This is a genomic window from Shewanella fidelis ATCC BAA-318 (genome assembly GCF_000518605.1).
Taxonomy (GTDB): domain Bacteria; phylum Pseudomonadota; class Gammaproteobacteria; order Enterobacterales; family Shewanellaceae; genus Shewanella; species Shewanella fidelis.
The window spans coordinates 132,108-148,734 of record NZ_JADX01000017.1; the positions used below are offsets into that span (position 1 = coordinate 132,108).

Annotated in this window: 15 protein-coding genes; 9 read left to right on the plus strand and 6 right to left on the minus strand. The window is 41.7% G+C overall.

The features are described from left to right. Positions 1 to 3 precede the first annotated feature (3 nt). Positions 4 to 669: a septum site-determining protein MinC gene (minC, locus tag L884_RS0108810; protein ID WP_028767153.1), complete on the minus strand. Its 666-nt coding sequence runs from the start codon at positions 667 to 669 to the stop codon at positions 4 to 6. 121 nt (positions 670 to 790) lie between these two features. On the opposite strand from minC, the gene L884_RS0108815 reads away from it, so the two are divergent. The 3 genes from L884_RS0108815 (at position 791) to L884_RS0108825 (ending at position 2,731) form a co-directional block, all read left to right on the plus strand. Next, positions 791 to 1,072: a YcgL domain-containing protein gene (locus L884_RS0108815; RefSeq protein WP_028767154.1), complete on the plus strand. Its 282-nt coding sequence runs from the start codon at positions 791 to 793 to the stop codon at positions 1,070 to 1,072. Positions 1,073 to 1,112: 40 nt separating this feature from the next. Then, positions 1,113 to 2,108 carry a lytic murein transglycosylase gene (locus L884_RS21910; RefSeq protein WP_051435588.1) on the plus strand — a complete coding sequence of 332 codons (996 nt, stop codon included), beginning with the start codon at positions 1,113 to 1,115 and terminating at the stop codon, positions 2,106 to 2,108. Positions 2,109 to 2,290: 182 nt separating this feature from the next. Next, positions 2,291 to 2,731, plus strand: coding sequence for a YcgN family cysteine cluster protein (locus tag L884_RS0108825; protein WP_028767155.1), 441 nt, complete (start codon positions 2,291 to 2,293; stop codon positions 2,729 to 2,731). A gap of 70 nt (positions 2,732 to 2,801) precedes the next feature. Here the strand turns inward: L884_RS0108825 and dsbB are convergent, their stop codons facing one another. Beyond that, positions 2,802 to 3,311, minus strand: a complete 510-nt coding sequence (dsbB, locus tag L884_RS0108830) for a disulfide bond formation protein DsbB (RefSeq protein WP_028767156.1) — start codon at positions 3,309 to 3,311, stop codon at positions 2,802 to 2,804. Between the two features lie 92 nt (positions 3,312 to 3,403). Then, positions 3,404 to 4,990: a sodium/proton antiporter NhaB gene (gene nhaB / locus L884_RS0108835; protein ID WP_028767157.1), complete on the minus strand. Its 1,587-nt coding sequence runs from the start codon at positions 4,988 to 4,990 to the stop codon at positions 3,404 to 3,406. A gap of 307 nt (positions 4,991 to 5,297) precedes the next feature. On the opposite strand from nhaB, the gene fadR reads away from it, so the two are divergent. Further along, on the plus strand, positions 5,298 to 6,017 hold the full coding sequence (fadR, locus tag L884_RS0108845; RefSeq protein ID WP_028767158.1) for a fatty acid metabolism transcriptional regulator FadR: 720 nt from the start codon (positions 5,298 to 5,300) through the stop codon (positions 6,015 to 6,017). A 65-nt stretch (positions 6,018 to 6,082) separates the two neighbouring features. On the opposite strand, the gene tamB is transcribed toward fadR, so the two are convergent. Then, a complete protein-coding gene (gene tamB / locus L884_RS0108850) occupies positions 6,083 to 10,036 on the minus strand; it encodes an autotransporter assembly complex protein TamB (RefSeq protein WP_028767159.1) in 3,954 nt (1,317 codons plus the stop codon). Further along, entirely contained in the window at positions 10,033 to 11,823 is a 1,791-nt protein-coding gene (locus tag L884_RS0108855; protein ID WP_037410672.1) for an autotransporter assembly complex protein TamA, read from the minus strand. The genes tamB and L884_RS0108855 overlap by 4 nt, the downstream gene beginning before the upstream one ends. A gap of 226 nt (positions 11,824 to 12,049) precedes the next feature. Between L884_RS0108855 and L884_RS0108860 the strand changes: the two genes are divergently transcribed. The 4 genes from L884_RS0108860 to L884_RS0108875 all read left to right on the plus strand — a co-directional run bounded on the left by L884_RS0108860 (position 12,050) and on the right by L884_RS0108875 (position 14,998). Then, positions 12,050 to 13,084 (plus strand): isoaspartyl peptidase/L-asparaginase family protein, encoded by a 1,035-nt coding sequence (locus L884_RS0108860; protein WP_037410691.1) that lies wholly within the window; start codon positions 12,050 to 12,052, stop codon positions 13,082 to 13,084. Positions 13,085 to 13,279: 195 nt separating this feature from the next. Beyond that, a complete protein-coding gene (locus L884_RS0108865; RefSeq protein ID WP_028767162.1) occupies positions 13,280 to 13,624 on the plus strand; it encodes a hypothetical protein in 345 nt (114 codons plus the stop codon). A 261-nt stretch (positions 13,625 to 13,885) separates the two neighbouring features. Then, complete coding sequence (gene gpt / locus L884_RS0108870) at positions 13,886 to 14,341, plus strand: xanthine phosphoribosyltransferase (RefSeq protein WP_028767163.1); 456 nt, start codon at positions 13,886 to 13,888, stop codon at positions 14,339 to 14,341. A 222-nt stretch (positions 14,342 to 14,563) separates the two neighbouring features. After that, the gene (locus L884_RS0108875; RefSeq protein WP_028767164.1) at positions 14,564 to 14,998 is read left to right on the plus strand and encodes a hypothetical protein; all 435 of its coding nucleotides are present in this window, start codon (positions 14,564 to 14,566) and stop codon (positions 14,996 to 14,998) included. A 90-nt stretch (positions 14,999 to 15,088) separates the two neighbouring features. Here L884_RS0108875 and L884_RS0108880 read toward each other — a convergent pair whose 3' ends face one another. Beyond that, positions 15,089 to 15,724: an NAD(P)H-binding protein gene (locus tag L884_RS0108880; protein WP_028767165.1), complete on the minus strand. Its 636-nt coding sequence runs from the start codon at positions 15,722 to 15,724 to the stop codon at positions 15,089 to 15,091. A gap of 254 nt (positions 15,725 to 15,978) precedes the next feature. Between L884_RS0108880 and L884_RS0108885 the strand changes: the two genes are divergently transcribed. Beyond that, positions 15,979 to 16,395 carry a CBS domain-containing protein gene (locus tag L884_RS0108885; RefSeq protein ID WP_028767166.1) on the plus strand — a complete coding sequence of 139 codons (417 nt, stop codon included), beginning with the start codon at positions 15,979 to 15,981 and terminating at the stop codon, positions 16,393 to 16,395. Positions 16,396 to 16,627 lie beyond the last annotated feature (232 nt).

A 16,627-nucleotide genomic window follows, 5' to 3' on the forward strand; every position in this document is an offset into this window, starting at 1 on the left:
CTCTTACAGAGGCAATGATTCAACCGTAAGCGATTCGCCTTCTAGGCGAATACAACCGCTTGGAGCGGCTCCGTTTTGCTGAAGATTCTCAGTTAACCAATATTGACCAGCGATCGATACCAGTTCTGCTTCAATTTTTTGTGCCATGATAACTGCGTTTCTGTCGCCTGCGGCGCCAGCCATCGCTTTACCACGCAATGTACCGTAAATATGGATACTGCCATCGGCGATCACTTCAGCACCATTGCCTACTGCACCTATGATAATCAAGTCACCATTTTTAGCGTAGATTTGCTGTCCAGAACGCACATTCTGTTTAACGATTTTGGTCGTTTTAGGCAATTGTGGTTGTGAAGATGATTCTTTACCAGATTTAACAATTGCTAAGCCTATCGACTTTGCTTGTTTAGCTAATTCAGATGATGCGCTGGTGATCCCGACAATAATCAATTGACGGCTAGTTAAAATTTCTTTTAAGCCTAATAGGTCAAAATTATTGTTTTGTATAGCGCTAAGATTTACTACTAATGGTGCACCGATAAAAAATTGGGGTGCGATAGCAAGCTTAGCGTCCAACTCAGCTGCTATAACTGCCATATCATCATTATTGATATGCAGTACAGAAAGAGTAAAAGATGAGCCTTTTAATTCGAGGCTGGGTGTTTGCATTCCTGTATTGCTCTCTAGAAAAGTGTCAGCGTGATGCCGATATCCATTATATTCCTAACGGACCATGGTATAGTGTGCACCCTTAGCTGGCAAGTTGAATAGTTTGGAAATTGAGTCGTATATGATCTGTGCAGTATATAAAAGTCTTAGAAAAGCGGAAAGTTACTTGTTTGTTGAAAAACGTAATGATTTTGAGCGAGTTCCTGAAGCGTTATTGGCTATGTTTGGTGAGCCACAATTAGTCATGATGTTGCCAATTGATAAACGTGATCATTTGGGGTTTGCCGATATTACTAAAGTGAGGGCAGAGCTGAAAGAGAAAGGATTTTATTTACAGTTACCACCTCCTGTTGTTAATTTATTAGAACAACATAAAAAAGACATCGGCTATAATCCAGAATAGTATACGATTATAGCTGTTAAAGGTGTTTACAAGGATATTTATGCTTTCAGGAAAACATGCATTTGTTCTGTTCAGCTGTATTTGTTTGCTACCGTTATTTGCAACGGCACAAACGGACTCACGTGGTTCGTTTAGTGATTATGTGCAACAGCTTAAACAGGATGCTTTAGAGCAAGGCGTAAGTCAGCAGTTAGTTGATAATGTTTTTCCTAAAATTAAATTGTTTAAAAAAGCGCAGGGGCTAAAACCTATAGCATCAGCAGTCCCTGTCACCCTTGATACCTATCTTCCTCAAGCGGTTTCACCATCTAGAGTGGAATGGACACGCGCTTTATATAGTGAATATCAGTTGCAGCTTGATGCAATTGCTAAACGTTACGATGTGCAGCCGCGTTTTATCGTTGCTTTATTCGCAATTGATTCAAATTTTGGTCAGCTTAGTTCTGACTATCCTGCATTGTCGGTAACGGCATCTTTGGCTTATGCCGGTGAAAAAGAAGATTTTTATCGGCAGCAGTTCATTAATGCTTTACAGATTATTGAGCGTGACAAGCTTAATTTTGCAGAGCTTAAAAGCAATGCTAAAGGTCAACTGGGGCTGAGTCTGTTGTTACCAAGTCGCTATGCGCAATACGCCAAAGATGGAGATGATGACGGTAAAAGCCAGCCTTGGAGTAACCCTAGTGATGCATTTGCATCTATCGCATATTACCTGCAACAAAAGGGATGGCGTTCATCTCAAACTTGGGGGCGTCAGGTTAGAGTGCCAAACGCGTTTGATCTAGCGCTGATTGGTCTGGAAACCAGCAAGAGTTTTAGTGAATGGCAAAACATTGGAGTTCGTCGCTTTAATGGCAAAGATCTTCCCAATCGTGATGATATGCAAGTTTCTATGGTCATGCCGGACGGAGAAGATGGCCGTAAATACCTCGTATATGATAATTACCGTTACCTAACTGATTGGAGCAATGACAATTACTTTGCAATCAGTGTCGCTTATTTATCTGAAAAAGTTAAACAACATAAAGCAATTTGAGTCAAACCTTTGAGTTTGGGGTCTACTGCTATGTGACTGAGTGTCACTTTTATGAGCGCTCTTTTGCCATTGCATCACAAAAATCGTTAAATCCTAGGTTAAGCGCATATATACAGGCTGGGCAGCTATTGTGCATCACTGTATAATACGCGGCTAATTGATATATGGGTGAACGAGTACACATGGCATTTTGGGAAGATAAAACCTTAGCACAGATGACCACAGAAGAGTGGGAGTCATTATGTGATGGTTGCGGAAAGTGTTGTTTAAATAAGCTAATTGATGATGAGACTGAAGAGCTTTACTACACCAATGCTGCTTGCCAATTACTGGATCATAAAGCTGGCCATTGTCAGAACTATAAACATAGGTTTAAGTTTGTACCTAGCTGCACTAAAGTCACGGTCGAAAATATTGAGTCTTTGACTTGGTTACCTGACAGTTGTGCTTATCGTCGACTATTCATGGGGCGTGACTTACCGAGTTGGCACCCTTTGCGTACTGGCTCAAAGGAAGCAATGATTCTGGCGGGGATGTCGGTTGCGGGAAAAGTGACATGCGAAACAAGAGTGCGTGATATCGAGGATCATATTGTGCTTTGGCCAATGAAAGATGCGCAATAATCGTCATATCTTTAAAAAAACGCCCTATTAAATAGGGCGTTTTTTTGTTCTATACATTAGAGATAAAACATTAGGCCGATTTTTTTAACGCTGGGATCAAGAAAACCACTAAAGCAAGCAGGTAAGTCGCGAAGGCAACAATCATATATTGCCCCATGGTGACGCCCATAAACTCCCACGGAATATCGCTGCACATGCCTGTCGGCATAAATACCGATGGCAGCCACTCATGCAATTGTAACCAACTTGGGAATTCAGGTAGGTAAGAGCAGGTTGCAAATGGCGAAGGGTTAGTTTGCATATCGACCAACTCAATGGCCAATTTTAGTCCCCAAATAGCACTGATTGCCCATGTTGCTAGGCCGATGAAACGAGCAATACGCGAGCGGTGGCCGATAACGCCAATTAGTCCTGCAAAAACTAAACCAAAGACTGCTACGCGTTGATAGATGCACATCACACAGGGGCTAAGTTCCATCACGTATTGAAAGAAGAGTGCGGCTAGTTCTAGTGCCACTGCAGACATCATTAAAATGAGCCAAGCGGCACGGGAGTGAGCAAAACGGGTTAGTGCATTCAACGACAAAGTCTCCATTGCAAATAAAAAAACGCCCTATTGAATAGGGCGTTTTCTATGACTAACTATTTATAAAATAGTTCAGATAAAGCTTATCAATGTGATGATACTACACCATCTGCAGCTGCTTGAGCAGAGTGATGGATTAACATTTGTGTATCATAGAAGTATTGCGTCATCTGTTCTAGGGCGCCCAACTCAATTGCAAGCACACCAACGATAGATAAAACGATCGTGTAAGGTAGTGCCATCCACACCATTCTACCGTAAGAAAGGCGAATAAGTGGAGCAATAGCAGAGGTTAACAAGAATAGGAACGCTGCTTGACCATTAGGTGTTGCAACTGATGGTAGGTTAGTACCCGTGTTAATCGCAACCGCCAATAGGTCGAACTGATCACGAGAAATCTGGCCATTAAGCAGGGCAGCTTTTACTTCGTTAATGTAAACAGTACCTACGAATACGTTGTCACTAACCATTGAAAGTAAGCCGTTAGCAATGTAGAAAATCACTAACTGTGTGTTACCTTCAAAGCTCAATGCCCACTGGATCACTGGCGCAAACAGTTGCTGATCGATAATGACTGCAACAACCGCAAAGAATACTGCAAGTAGCGCTGTAAATGGCAAAGCTTCTTCAAATGCTTTACCTAATGCGTGTTCGTTAGTAATACCATTAAAGGCAGTTGCTAAAATGATCACAGATAGACCAATTAGACCTACAGAAGCTAAGTGCAATGCAAGACCGGCAATTAACCAAACACCAATAATAGCTTGGATTAATAGCTTAACTTTATCATGCTTAGTGCGGTTAGCATCTTCGTGTGCATCATAATCAGAAAGGATTTTATGTACAGCTTCTGGTAGTTGTTGACCGTAGCCAAATACCTTGAACTTTTCCACTAAGAAACAGGTTGTGATACCTGCAATAAATACCGGTACAGTTACTGGAGACATGCGAATAGCAAATTCTGCGAACTGCCAGTTAGCTTGCGCAGCAATAATTAGGTTTTGCGGTTCGCCCACCATAGTACAAACGCCGCCTAATGCAGTACCAACACCAGCATGCATAAGTAGGTTACGTAGGAAACCACGGAAAGACTCTAATTCTTCTTCACATAGCTGGTTTTGACCATCAGATGTGTGGTCATGGCTTTCACCAAAGCTCTTACCTGAGGCAACTTTGTGGTAGATAGAGTAGAAGCCAACAGCAACTGTGATGATAACTGCAATAACGGTTAATGCATCTAAGAATGCAGACAGGAATGCTGAAGCCATACAGAACAGTAAAGATACCGCTATTTTAGAGCGTACTTTAGTGATCATTTTGGTAAATACGAACAGAAGCAATTGCTTCATAAAGTAGATACCAGCAACCATAAATACTAATAATAGTACTACTTCTAAGTTTGCTTCAATTTCATGCAACACTTGGCTCGGCGAGGTCATACCAATCGCCACAGCTTCAATCGCTAATAAACCACCAGGTTGTAGTGGATAGCATTTTAGTGCCATAGCTAAGGTGAAGATAAACTCAACAACTAACAGCCAACCAGCCACAAACGGATTAAAATAAAATACGATTGGGTTGATCACTAAAAACGATATGATCGCGAGTTTGAACCACTTCGGTGAATTACCCAAGAAGTTGTCAAGAAACGCCCGACTCATTGTCACAGGCATGGAATCCTCTCTATTTAATATCTATATAGTTGCTAATAACAAACATTTTAATCGAATTTGCTATAAGCGATAGTTAAGCCGATGCTAAAGATAAAACCTTTTGGAAAACTTAAAAAGCCCATAATGACGAAACAGCTATCTAAATCAAAAAAATGTGATTTAAAATGAGCTGTTAGCGCAAAAAGTGACCGTTCCAACAGTTTTCTTAATATAGACCCTATCAATTGACGCGGTTTTAGTTTTCATTTTTTCCTGCTCTGGTATGATCTGTCGCAGAACAACACTAATAATTGGATAGAGTAGGCTAATGATCATCAATGCCAAAGGCCCTGCAAGTTTTGCAGAGAAGTATATTGTACGATCCATCTGGGAAAATAAGTTTCCTCCAGGCTCTATTCTCCCTGCAGAGCGAGAGCTTTCTGAGCTAATTGGCGTAACTCGCACCACATTACGTGAAGTTTTGCAGCGTTTAGCGCGCGATGGTTGGCTAACGATTCAACATGGTAAGCCAACTCGAGTGAACAACTTTTGGGAAACCTCTGGTCTTAATATTCTTGAGACGATAGCAGAGCTTAACCCTGAAGGTTTCCCTGAACTTGTCGATCAGCTATTGTCTGCGCGCAGTAGCGTGAGTGCTATCTATTTCAGAGGCGCGATTCGAAATAATCCAGAAGAAGCTATTGCTGCGTTATCTCATCTTGAAGAACTAGAAGATACAGCTCAAGCGTATGCTGAATTTGACTATCAATTACAGCACACGTTAGCGTTTTCATCGGGTAATCCATTATATGTTTTAATTCTTAATGGTTTTAAAGGCTTATATAGCAGAGTAGGTCGTTATTATTTCTCTAGCTCAGACGCACGTGCTTTAGCAATGGAGTTTTATAAAGAGTTACAAAAGCTTGCCGTTGCGAAAAACTATGCTGATGTGCCAGCACTGATGCGTACCTATGGCATCAATAGCGGTGTTATGTGGCAGAGTTTACGTGACGATATGCCTGTTGAATTGGGTCAACCAGAAAACTAATTTCTCAAGTTTAACAATGAATAAAAGCCATCCTAAGGATGGCTTTTTTATGTCTTATATATAGGTTACAGATCAAAGCTGTAATACAGATCTAATGATTGCTCAATGGTGCCTGAAACGGTTTCCAGATAAAGCTGCGATAGTAAATAGTACCTTACAGTCATCTCATAACCTGGGTTAAATACACCCACTCCATACTTAACCATTAGGTTGTCACCAATAAAACCACTGATGGCAAAACGGCCGTCATCATTAGCATCGAGCTGTACATTAGAAAAGCCTATCTTTTCTATTAGTCCAGTTGCAGTATTGCCAATATTGCCAATCGCACCACCACCTATCTGGTTACTTAGGGTTAATGCCGCTCCCATCATCAGGCCACTATTTTGATCGACACTGTTATTGCTCAGTCCTGTTCCACGAACAATATAATTTAAAATTTCAGCTTGCTCTTTAGTTGGGTTTGAAAATAGGTTCACAATCGGCTTCATCGGCGTACCTGTGATGCGCACACCAGCGATTACATCTTCATCTTTAATTTCTCGAACAGCTTCAATATTGAGGTTAGGTACGTCAATAGGTCCGATAAACTGCATTTCACCGGCGCGGATCTCTAAGGTTTGTCCCATAAATTTATAGTTGCCATCAACCACTTTGATTTCACCAAACATCAGAGGAGGTCTAAATGGATCTTGTTTAAGCTCGAGTTTTCCTTGCAGCTTCCCGGCGAGTCCCATGCCATCTACTCGCAGGTTATCACCAACATTGAGGTTCACTTGTGCAGATACCGCCAGCGGTGACGCTTTCGCTTCTTTTGTGGCTAAGCTGTCTTCAAAGACCACGTCTTTGGACACAGCAACACCGCCTTCAGGCAACTGCACTATGGTTATTTTTCCTGACGGTACATTTATATCACCGGTTACATCAAATGATTCATTAGTAAAGTTAACGTGTAAATCGGTACCTACATTTAAAATGGCCAGCGGTGGTTGAATAACGGCAAGATCGTTGCCTTTAACATCAAATGCACCTTTCAGTTTTTGCTGCGCCCAGTCTAATTGACCGTCAACATAAGCAAGGCCTTCGCCCATTTTCAGTTGACCATCGATTTGGGCTTTTTTACCGGCAAAGATAAAATCGAGATCGATGTCTTCTAACAGGGTAGGGTTCGCGGTAGCCATAATTGCACCATTATTGAGTGCGATTTCTCCAGAGACTTGTGGATCAGTTAAGCTACCTGCAACATTTAGCTCACTTGATATTACGCCTTCTAATACTTCTAGCTCAGGCACAAGTACGGCTAACGCTTTTAAATTGATTTTATGTAGAGAGAACTTACCCTTCATAGCTCTATCTGGCGTCACATTAATACCTAGATTAGCGTCTAAACTGGCAATATCATGAGACTCTAACGCAACGGATGTTTGCAGCTGCTTTTCATCGAGTTTGCTGCGTACTTGCACCGATTTGTAACCAACCGCAACGTTACTATTATTGGTTGCTTTAAAGTCAATATTGCCTTCAGTTAGTTGCAGTTCCAGATTGCCCGTTGGCTTTTTATCAGCAAACCATTGTAAGTTCGTAGTGAGGCTAGCCGGCCCTGTCCAGTCTAGACTTTGAGGCAACCAAGGCTTGACTAACTTACCGATGTCACCGTTGAATTGCAGGCTTGTTTTGCCGTCTAAACCTAATTTGGTATCTGTATTAGCGCATAGATTGCCACTTTGATGTGACAGACAGAATGCCTGCAGCAGACCTGTTTGATTATTGAGTGAATATTCAGCCTTTAGTGGCTTTTCAAGCGACACATCACCTAGCTTAGATCGTAGCGTTAATTGATTAATTTGTGCATCGACTAACTGGTTTTTCTCATCAAATTGACTCGTTACAGCCGTGGTTAATCCAAGATCTCCTTTAGAGTTAATCTGTAAAGCTTGCTTAGCTAAATCTCCTTCAGCATTAAGGTTGATACTCGCTAACTCAAGATCTTGGTACTTTAACTCAACGAGGTTTATCTCAGCGTTAAAGTCATGATTATCAAAAGGCTTATAGTGTCCATTTAATGAAAGCTTATTTAGCTCGATTGATTGGAACTGTAGATCTTCTGCTGTTAGGTTAACGCTAAGATCCGGATGCTCATTTTCCCCTGAAACAGCTATATCAGCATTGATGGTTCCACTTGCTTGCGCCTGCCATAAGCTTAAATCTGGTACTGTTAGCGTTCCATTTAGCGCCCAATTCTTATCTACAGTTCCTTTTACATATAGATGGCTTTGTAGTGCATTGACATTTAAGCCATTGGAACTGATAAACCATTGCTGGTTGAGTGCCAGATCACCATCTACTTCGAGGGGGTAATGCATGATATGGCCATTAAGCTTGGCATTACTGAGTTCAACTTGCCAATCGTTGTTAGTTAAATTGAATTGGCCCTTGGTGTTAAACGGACCTGTGATCTCGCTTGCGGGTAATGGGTTATCTGGGCTCAAAGTGAGCTGGCTTATATCAAATTGTTGGCTGGCGACTTTAGCATCCCATGCCAGTTGCTGACCATATTCGAGCGCGCCTTGCACGGTTAATTCGCCAAGTTTACTGTTTCTCGCGTGTAGCTTAGTAAAAGTTAACTGGCTACCTTGGTGACTAAACTGACTATCGAGATCAATACTCGGTTGAAATGGTGAAGAGAATAACGCCTGCACTGACGCTTGTTGTTTGTATAAATCACCTTTGCTTGTTAACTTGATGTTCTGTGCGACATAGTCAGCTTGCTTTAGTGGCCACTGTAATTGCTTAGCGCTTAGGTTAAGGGTGTAAGGCAGATCTGGTTTGGCTAATGCAATGCTGGACTCAATATCAAAATCAAACTGACCACTTCCTATAATATGGCTTTTAAGTTGTGCGAACCCTTGGCTTAAGCTTATATCGAGATCTTGGTTTTTAAGCCCTGGAACTTCAGCAACGCTGTTAAGTTTTGCATTGGCAGTGATCTCCATTGGATAATCGTCAATCAACGACATTTGACCAAGCAAACGTACGTCACCATATGTATGACTTGCTCTAAAATCGTCGATATTGATGAGAAATTGCTGGTAACTTCCACTTAAGTGCAGAGATTGGAAGTTATCTTTACGAGGCCCTAAGATGAGCTCAGCGTTATTGATATCTAGGCTTTCGACAAACACCGGGATTGGCATAAACACTTGTGGCAAGTTTGCCATGGCCCAATGATGCTGGTCATTCAGCTCGGTATCAACAGTTGTTTGCTGCGTCTTTGGCTGATTTTTAGCTGTTGTTGATGCGTTGTTAGTAGCATCGGCTGCATGTTGTTTGGCGTCATCTTCATCGGTTTCAAAAGGAATAGAAACCAATAAGCCTTCCGAATAAATTGAGCTTGCTCGGATCCCTGTAGCCAACCACTCTGCGCTTAAATCGAGCTGATTAGCATTAAAGTCCATATCATTAACGCGAACCGTGACATTTTTGAGCTCACCACTATTCAAAGTGATCCCAAAAGGCAGAGTGATCTGTTGATTTTCCGCTTCGGGGTTATCTAATTGAGCTTGTTCATCTAGGTTGCTATCGCCAACAGAATCGTCACTTTCAGAACCTATTAGTTGGGTATCGATTTCCACATTAACTTTTGAACTGGCTAACTGTTCAACACACAGCTGCTTTTGCATTAAGCACATCGGGTTCCAAGCAAGAACCAGATCGCTGACCTCAACGGCAACGCCATTCATTTGCCAAGCGCCATAATTGAGTTCAAGCTGGCGGTTAATTTGTCCTGATTTATAACTAAGCTCAAGATCGGGTACAAACATGTCGGCAAGCTTTACGCTGATATGACTGCCAAACTCAGTGCCAATTAACACTGCGAGACTAATAAGTAGTAGCAGTGGTGCATAAATGATGACTCGGCTACATAATTTAAACCAGCGCCATAATTTTGAACGCAGGCTAACTTTGGCAGAGCATCCGCCACTTGGCTCAGCAGCTGTTTGGTCGTCTGGCGCGATCATAGTTCAGCTCCCATGGTGATATGAATCCGCCAAGGCCGGCTAATTGTATCGGTTTCTTTTAGGCCAACACCAACGTCGAGTTTCACCGGGCCAATAGGTGAGATCCAGTGAATACCTGCACCTACAGATGTCACCAGTTCAACTTGGTTAACATCAAACGCGTTACCTGCATCGACAAAGGTTGCCACTCGCCACGATGGCGTAACATAGTACTGATATTCGATACTACCAACCATCAAATAGCGGCCACCCACGACTTCGCGAACAACTTGACCTTCATCATTAATTGAATCGATTGAGGGGCCAAGTTCGTTATAACTGTAACCACGAATACTCTGATCGCCACCGGCAAAATAACGGAGTGAAGGCGGTATATCCGCAAGGGAGTTATTGCTAGTGAGATTCGCTGCCATATCTAAGCGCGACACTATTCTATGTTTATCAAAAAAGGTATCAATCCACTTAAATTTTGTTTGTAAACGGGCGAGCCTGACTTCTGAGCCTAAACTTGGGTCCGCGTACTCTAGACTATAAAATTGAAAGAATCCTGATTTTGGATCCAGTGAATTATCACCACGAGTGGTTTTTGATAAGCTTGTACCAAACAACACGTAGCGTGGATCGTAATCGACACCAGATTGCTGATAATTCTCTTTCATGACTTCCGCGGAATAATTAAATAACCATTTGCTTTGTAGCCTTTGTTGGCGAATCGCGGCAAAGAGCATCTTTGATGACTCTAACTGACCAGTATTGTCGAACTGGCGGTCTTCGCTGTCGTAAACTTGGGTTACCCCGTATTTATCACGTAGCATACCAATGCGCAGTTTGAGTTGATCATCAAGCGGATGGGTGAGTGGGATAGTATAGGTTGTTAGGAATTTAGGTTTGTCTGGCGACCACTCGGCTGAAGTTTCTTGAGAGTGGCCGTATTTGTTAATTTGTGGCGTACGCCAAGTCACTCGAACTCTTGGCTCAAGACTGTTATCAACTGTATTACCGATATCGGCACCTAAACCAAGTTCAATAGAATGATCAGGTCGAGGACTAAGCTCCACCCTTATTGGTACTTGTAAGCCTTCAACCTGTTCTACTAAAGGTAAAACTTTAATATTAGAAAAGTAGCCAGTATCTAATAATTGTCGATTAAGCTGACCAAGATTACCTGTGCTATAGGGCGCATCGAGTTTGAATGGCACTAACTGCTCAAGGAGCTCGGGCTCAAGAGTATGGCCAGTAAAAGTGACTTCACCTATATGATAACGTTTGCCTGAATTGTAGTATAAGGCGATTTTGGCCGTATTAAAGTCGCGGTCCACTACAATTTCGGCGAGATCAAACTTACCATCGAAATAGCCACGAGCGAGGGCAAGTGTCAGTAATTGTGATTTGATATCGTCATATACGCCATGATTAAGTCTATCACCAGGGCGAATTTTCAATTGGCTTAACCACTGTTCAAATAGCGGGTCGGTTTGCATTTCACCTTTGACTTGAATATCTATCCAGCTTATCAGCGTCGGCTCACCGGGATCTATGGTTAAGTTTAAGCGCCATGGCTTATCACCATTGTTCACAATATCTTGGGTGATTTTGCTGTGGTAGTAGCCCATAGAGTGCATAGCCGCCTCAATATTGTCTTCGGCGTTAAATATAAAGGCTCTTCGTTGTACGCTGGAGTCAGGAAGGCTGCCTAAGTGAGCTCTTACGTTGGTAGCTAGCGCTCCTTTTACACCTTTAATATCGATGGTTAACCAGTCGTCTGCACGAACGGAAAATGTTGCCATAGTTAAACTGGCAACTAATAAAGTTGAGACTAGTAATCGAAACAAACTTATTAACAAAAATCAGACTCTTATTATGGGTTCCATCAAGACGATCTATTGTCACCACAATCGTCAGTTCAAGCAAGTTGCTGATTGTAATTATGGTTGAAAATGGTTACAAAGAAGGCAAATAAATAAAATTAGGATAGGGTTCGTGAATTATAAAGCTTTGAGTCGCGTATTGTTGATGGTTTTATCTACAGGTTTGTCGGTTAATGCTGTCGCTGACGATAAACCTTTCTCGATTGCCATTCATGGTGGCGCCGGGACCATTTCTAAAGCCAATCTAACCCAAGAGCAACAGCAAGCCTATCGAGCTAAGCTGCAAGAGGCGGTTGATGCCGGTTATAAAATCTTAGCCAAAGGTGGCGATAGTTTAGATGCGGTAAAGGCATCAATTAATATTTTAGAAGACAGCCCATTGTTTAATGCAGGTCTTGGCGCGGTCTATACCTTTGATGGCGCGCATGAGTTAGATGCCTCTATTATGGATGGTAAAACCATGAATGCCGGTGCAGTGGCAGGGGTCAAGCACATTAAAAATCCTATAGATTTAGCCATTACGGTAATGGAAAAATCACCCCATGTGATGCTATCAGGTCAAGGCGCTGAAGAGTTTGCTCTAACTCAAGGCTACAAGTTGGTGCCGGCTAATCATTTTGATACCGAGCAGCGTTACCAACAATTACAGTCAGCAAAAGAGAAGATCCGCAAAGCGGAATCAAATGCTGACTACCACGCTAGCAATGGTTTGGGTCATAACTATCAGCAAAGTGCGCTGCAATACAGTGAGTTTGACTATAAGTTTGGTACTGTTGGTGCTGTTGCGTTAGATAAAAATGGTAACCTAGCAGCGGGCACTTCCACCGGCGGTATGACAGCTAAGCGTTTTGGCCGTATCGGCGATTCCCCAGTTATTGGTGCAGGAACTTATGCTGAAAATGGCGTATGCGCAGTCTCTGCGACAGGGCATGGTGAGTATTTTATTCGTTATCATGTGGCAGGGGATATTTGCGCGAAAGTGAAATATCAAAACAAATCGATTATTCAGGCGGCGGATGAAGTGATTAATCAACGGCTGATCACTGCAGGCGGAACGGGGGGAGTAATTGCTATCGATCAACGGGGCAATATAGCAACACCGTTCAATACTGAAGGTATGTACCGCGCAACACGTAAAAACAATGAGCCGGCGCAGGTGATGATCTGGTCAGATTTATAGTCTTAAATAGATTTGTTGCAATCAGCTAAGTGAATCGCCCTATCACTGAAAGTGTTAGGGCTTTTTAATTGGTTAAAATGATAAATTATTATTCACTAAAATAACTGTTAAGGGGTTATAATTCACTGACTGCAAATTTATTCGCTTGTAATAAGCTCGCAGATGAAACCGTCATCTTTTATTGGAAGTACGCCAATGGAACAACCAATCCCCTCAGTTAAAAAGCCTGATAGGGCAACTGCTATGCTGCAGATTATTGCACAGGTAAAAGATGAACTGCCTCTGTATGAGTCTGATACATTTGCTTGTGGGCCTGAAGAAAGCTGTATCGGTTGTCCGAAAAAGTTATTAGAGCTAGTGGATAGCGAGTTGAGCTATTGGGAGAGTGCGATTGCTAACGGACGAACACCACAGTTTGATGAGATCCGTCAATTTGGCAAGTTGTGTACTAACGTAAAACGAGGATTAGTGCGTAACGGTGTATTAGAAAAATATCAGCAGCTAAAAGCCCAAGCGTTAACAACCGACGAAGCTGGATAGATATTTAGCTAAGCAGATGACTGAGTCAACACAAGTAACTCGCTTATTTACAACAAAAGCTGCAAATTTTATTCATAAAAACAAACCGATATTTTAACGCTTCAGCTTAAGCTCAGAGTGAGCAGGTGTGCTGAATAAGCAGTTAATCAAAATTTGTGAAATAGCTCACTAATATTTATTTGTATGACCATGAATAAAAAGCCAAAATGCCGCGCAATCTCTTCCCCTCTAAAAAAGCGTACTCGCATAAAAAGGTTGCACATGAGCAAAAAATTTCTGATCACTTGGGATCAAATGCAAGGTTACACCCGTGAATTGGCTGAACGTTTGCTACCAGCTGAACAATGGCAAGGTATTATTGCTGTTAGTCGTGGCGGCTTAGTACCAGCAGCAATTCTTGCACGTGAACTTGGTATTCGTCATGTCGATACTATCTGTATTTCTAGTTACGATCATGATCATCAGCGTGAATCAAAAATTATTAAGCAAGCACCTGGTGATGGTGAAGGCTTCATTGTTGTTGATGATTTGGTAGATAGTGGTTCGACAGCAAAAATCGTGCGTGAAATCTATCCTAAAGCCAAGTTTGTGACGGTATGCGCTAAGCCTGCAGGTAAGCCACTCGTTGATAACTACATTGTAGATATTCCACAAGATACCTGGATTGAGCAGCCGTGGGATACAGGTGTAAGTTTCAGAGAACCTCTTTGTAAATAATGTCTTATCGTAAAATATAAGATCGATTAAAACCGAATAACTTAGTTATTCGGTTTTTTTGTTATTGTAACTAATGCTACATTTGCCTTGCATTAGTTTGCTAAAACTCCCTTTTAATAGAGTAAGCTCAGTATCGGCCCTTGTGTGTTTGGATGGACAATGTCAGGCTTACGTGACTTTTTAATGACCAATCAACCTATATTAATAAATGGAATTAATAATATGAAAAAACTCCCGTTAATCGTACTAATCACTTCATGTATTTTGTCGGCTCAAGCAACAGCTAGAGACGATATTGCCGCTTACTCAATCGACAGCGTACTAAGCAGTGAAGTCGCTAAGCAAAAGCTTGGTACTGATATGCAGTTTTATTTTGGCGACCAGCAATATAGTGAGCCAAAAACGTCATTTGGTGAGTTTAAAACCAATAAAAAAACCAACGCGTTCAATAAGACAGATGAAGAAGCATGTCAGTGGGTATTTCTATCAGCAATGATTGCACTGAAAAAAAGGGCGGTTAAAGAAGGTGGCAATGCTGTGGTTGATATAAAATCAAACTACAAGAATAAGCTGACATCGAGTAAAGACACTTTTCAATGCGGAGCAGGCACATTTGTCGCGGGTGTTGCCTTGACAGGTAAAGTGGTAAAACTCTAACAAACCCACTTAATAAAAAGTAAAAGTAGTTCAATACATCAGTTATTTATGTAGTGTAGATATTAGGGCGGCAGTTGCCGCCCTGTATTGTTAGTAGGCCGTAATATTAGGATCAATGCACTGAAAAATTTGGCCGGTGCTGCCATTATTTAACAGTAATTCATGGCTCAATCGTGCAACTTCTCCGCGGGTAATAGCGCCGTGTACTTCAATTTGCTGTGAAAGCTGACCTTGGTTGGTCGGTTCACCATCTTTTAACCCGCCTGGCCTAAGTATGGTGTAATTTAAGTTACTACTTTGCAGCCAAGCTTCTGCAAGGCTTTTTTCACGAACTGCCGCACCAAAGCCTCGTTTAGCTCCCTGCGATAGATATTGCCACGAATCACCACAACCGAGTGATGTCACTAATAACAAACGCTTAGCCTTACTATTTTCTAAAGCATTAATTAAGTGACGATGGCCAATGTAATCAACGGGATTATTGCAGCGAAAACTGCCCATTGTTGAAATATTAATGGTGTTATCTGGTAGCTTGGAGACTGCGGCTTCAACTTGTGTTTGAACTGTAGCATCACAACAAATGGACGTCAGTTGGTAGTCGTTAATCTTAGGGTTGTTTTTTGGATGACGAGCGATGGCGATAACATTTATACCTTGCTGATGGAAATAGTCTACCATTACCGCGCCTAAGCCACCGCTTGCACCCCATATTGCAATATTTTTCATTGATACATCTCTTTTATTGATAATGATAATAGTTTGCATCTTTGGCGGGGCGGAGTCACTAAATCTTTTAAATTCAGGTGAGCCTAAAGTCATTACCACAATCTGCCCCTTGAATATTGTCTTTGCATATATGCATCGAGTTACTGTTTGAGTGACTGTTAATCTACATTTTTATTGCAGTTATCACTTTTACTACTCATCAGTTGTTTAATCTTAGCTAAACTAACAGTAGAACAACTAAATAGGGGAACGAAATGGACTCAATTAACGTACAAGAGCATATGGATCGCCAACCTGTATTGTTAACGCCGACAATGTCGTTAGCTACTGCAGTTGAAAAGCTGCTGGATAATAAAAAGTTAGGCGCGCCGGTCGTTGAAACTGACGGTCAGTTAGTGGGTTTTTTGTCACAGCAAGACTGTTTAGCAGTAATGCTTAAAAGCAGTTATCACTGTGATTTAACCGCGATTGTAAAAGACTGTATGCGTACAGATGTATTATCTGTTACGCCAGATGCGAGTGTGCTGCATCTAGCTGAGCAGATGTTAGGGGCTAAACCTAAAGTTTACCCAGTAGTGCAAGATGGAAAGGTAGTAGGCACAATTAACCGTACTAATGTTTTAGCGGCAATTAATACGTATATGCAGCAGTGTTATCTCACTCCGGCATAATTGCTTTTATTCACATTGATTGTTGTCGCTTGAGACTATGAAAGAGCGAAATAAACCGATTATTGATCAGCATAAAACATATTGAGTGGCGTCCATTACTTGTATTTTTTATGCTGGTAAAATCGACAAATACTCCCGAAACTAACGATTTTATTGTTATGGCGATAAAGTATTTGTAGCCAGCTATACCAACCTACAGCGTTCCTTGCTAGGATCGTAGATCTTTGATCTT

Excerpts from the sequence above, each read along its gene's own strand:
- minC (WP_028767153.1), bottom strand. The coding sequence starts at position 669 with ATGCAAACACCCAGCCTCGAATTAAAAGGCTCATCTTTTACTCTTTCT.
- L884_RS0108815 (WP_028767154.1), top strand. The coding sequence starts at position 791 with ATGATCTGTGCAGTATATAAAAGTCTTAGAAAAGCGGAAAGTTACTTG.
- L884_RS21910 (WP_051435588.1), top strand. The coding sequence starts at position 1,113 with ATGCTTTCAGGAAAACATGCATTTGTTCTGTTCAGCTGTATTTGTTTG.
- L884_RS0108825 (WP_028767155.1), top strand. The coding sequence starts at position 2,291 with ATGGCATTTTGGGAAGATAAAACCTTAGCACAGATGACCACAGAAGAG.
- nhaB (WP_028767157.1), bottom strand. The coding sequence starts at position 4,990 with ATGCCTGTGACAATGAGTCGGGCGTTTCTTGACAACTTCTTGGGTAAT.
- fadR (WP_028767158.1), top strand. The coding sequence starts at position 5,298 with ATGATCATCAATGCCAAAGGCCCTGCAAGTTTTGCAGAGAAGTATATT.
- tamB (WP_028767159.1), bottom strand. The coding sequence starts at position 10,036 with ATGATCGCGCCAGACGACCAAACAGCTGCTGAGCCAAGTGGCGGATGC.
- L884_RS0108855 (WP_037410672.1), bottom strand. The coding sequence starts at position 11,823 with ATGGCAACATTTTCCGTTCGTGCAGACGACTGGTTAACCATCGATATT.
- L884_RS0108860 (WP_037410691.1), top strand. The coding sequence starts at position 12,050 with ATGGTTTTATCTACAGGTTTGTCGGTTAATGCTGTCGCTGACGATAAA.
- L884_RS0108865 (WP_028767162.1), top strand. The coding sequence starts at position 13,280 with ATGGAACAACCAATCCCCTCAGTTAAAAAGCCTGATAGGGCAACTGCT.
- gpt (WP_028767163.1), top strand. The coding sequence starts at position 13,886 with ATGAGCAAAAAATTTCTGATCACTTGGGATCAAATGCAAGGTTACACC.
- L884_RS0108875 (WP_028767164.1), top strand. The coding sequence starts at position 14,564 with ATGAAAAAACTCCCGTTAATCGTACTAATCACTTCATGTATTTTGTCG.
- L884_RS0108880 (WP_028767165.1), bottom strand. The coding sequence starts at position 15,724 with ATGAAAAATATTGCAATATGGGGTGCAAGCGGTGGCTTAGGCGCGGTA.
- L884_RS0108885 (WP_028767166.1), top strand. The coding sequence starts at position 15,979 with ATGGACTCAATTAACGTACAAGAGCATATGGATCGCCAACCTGTATTG.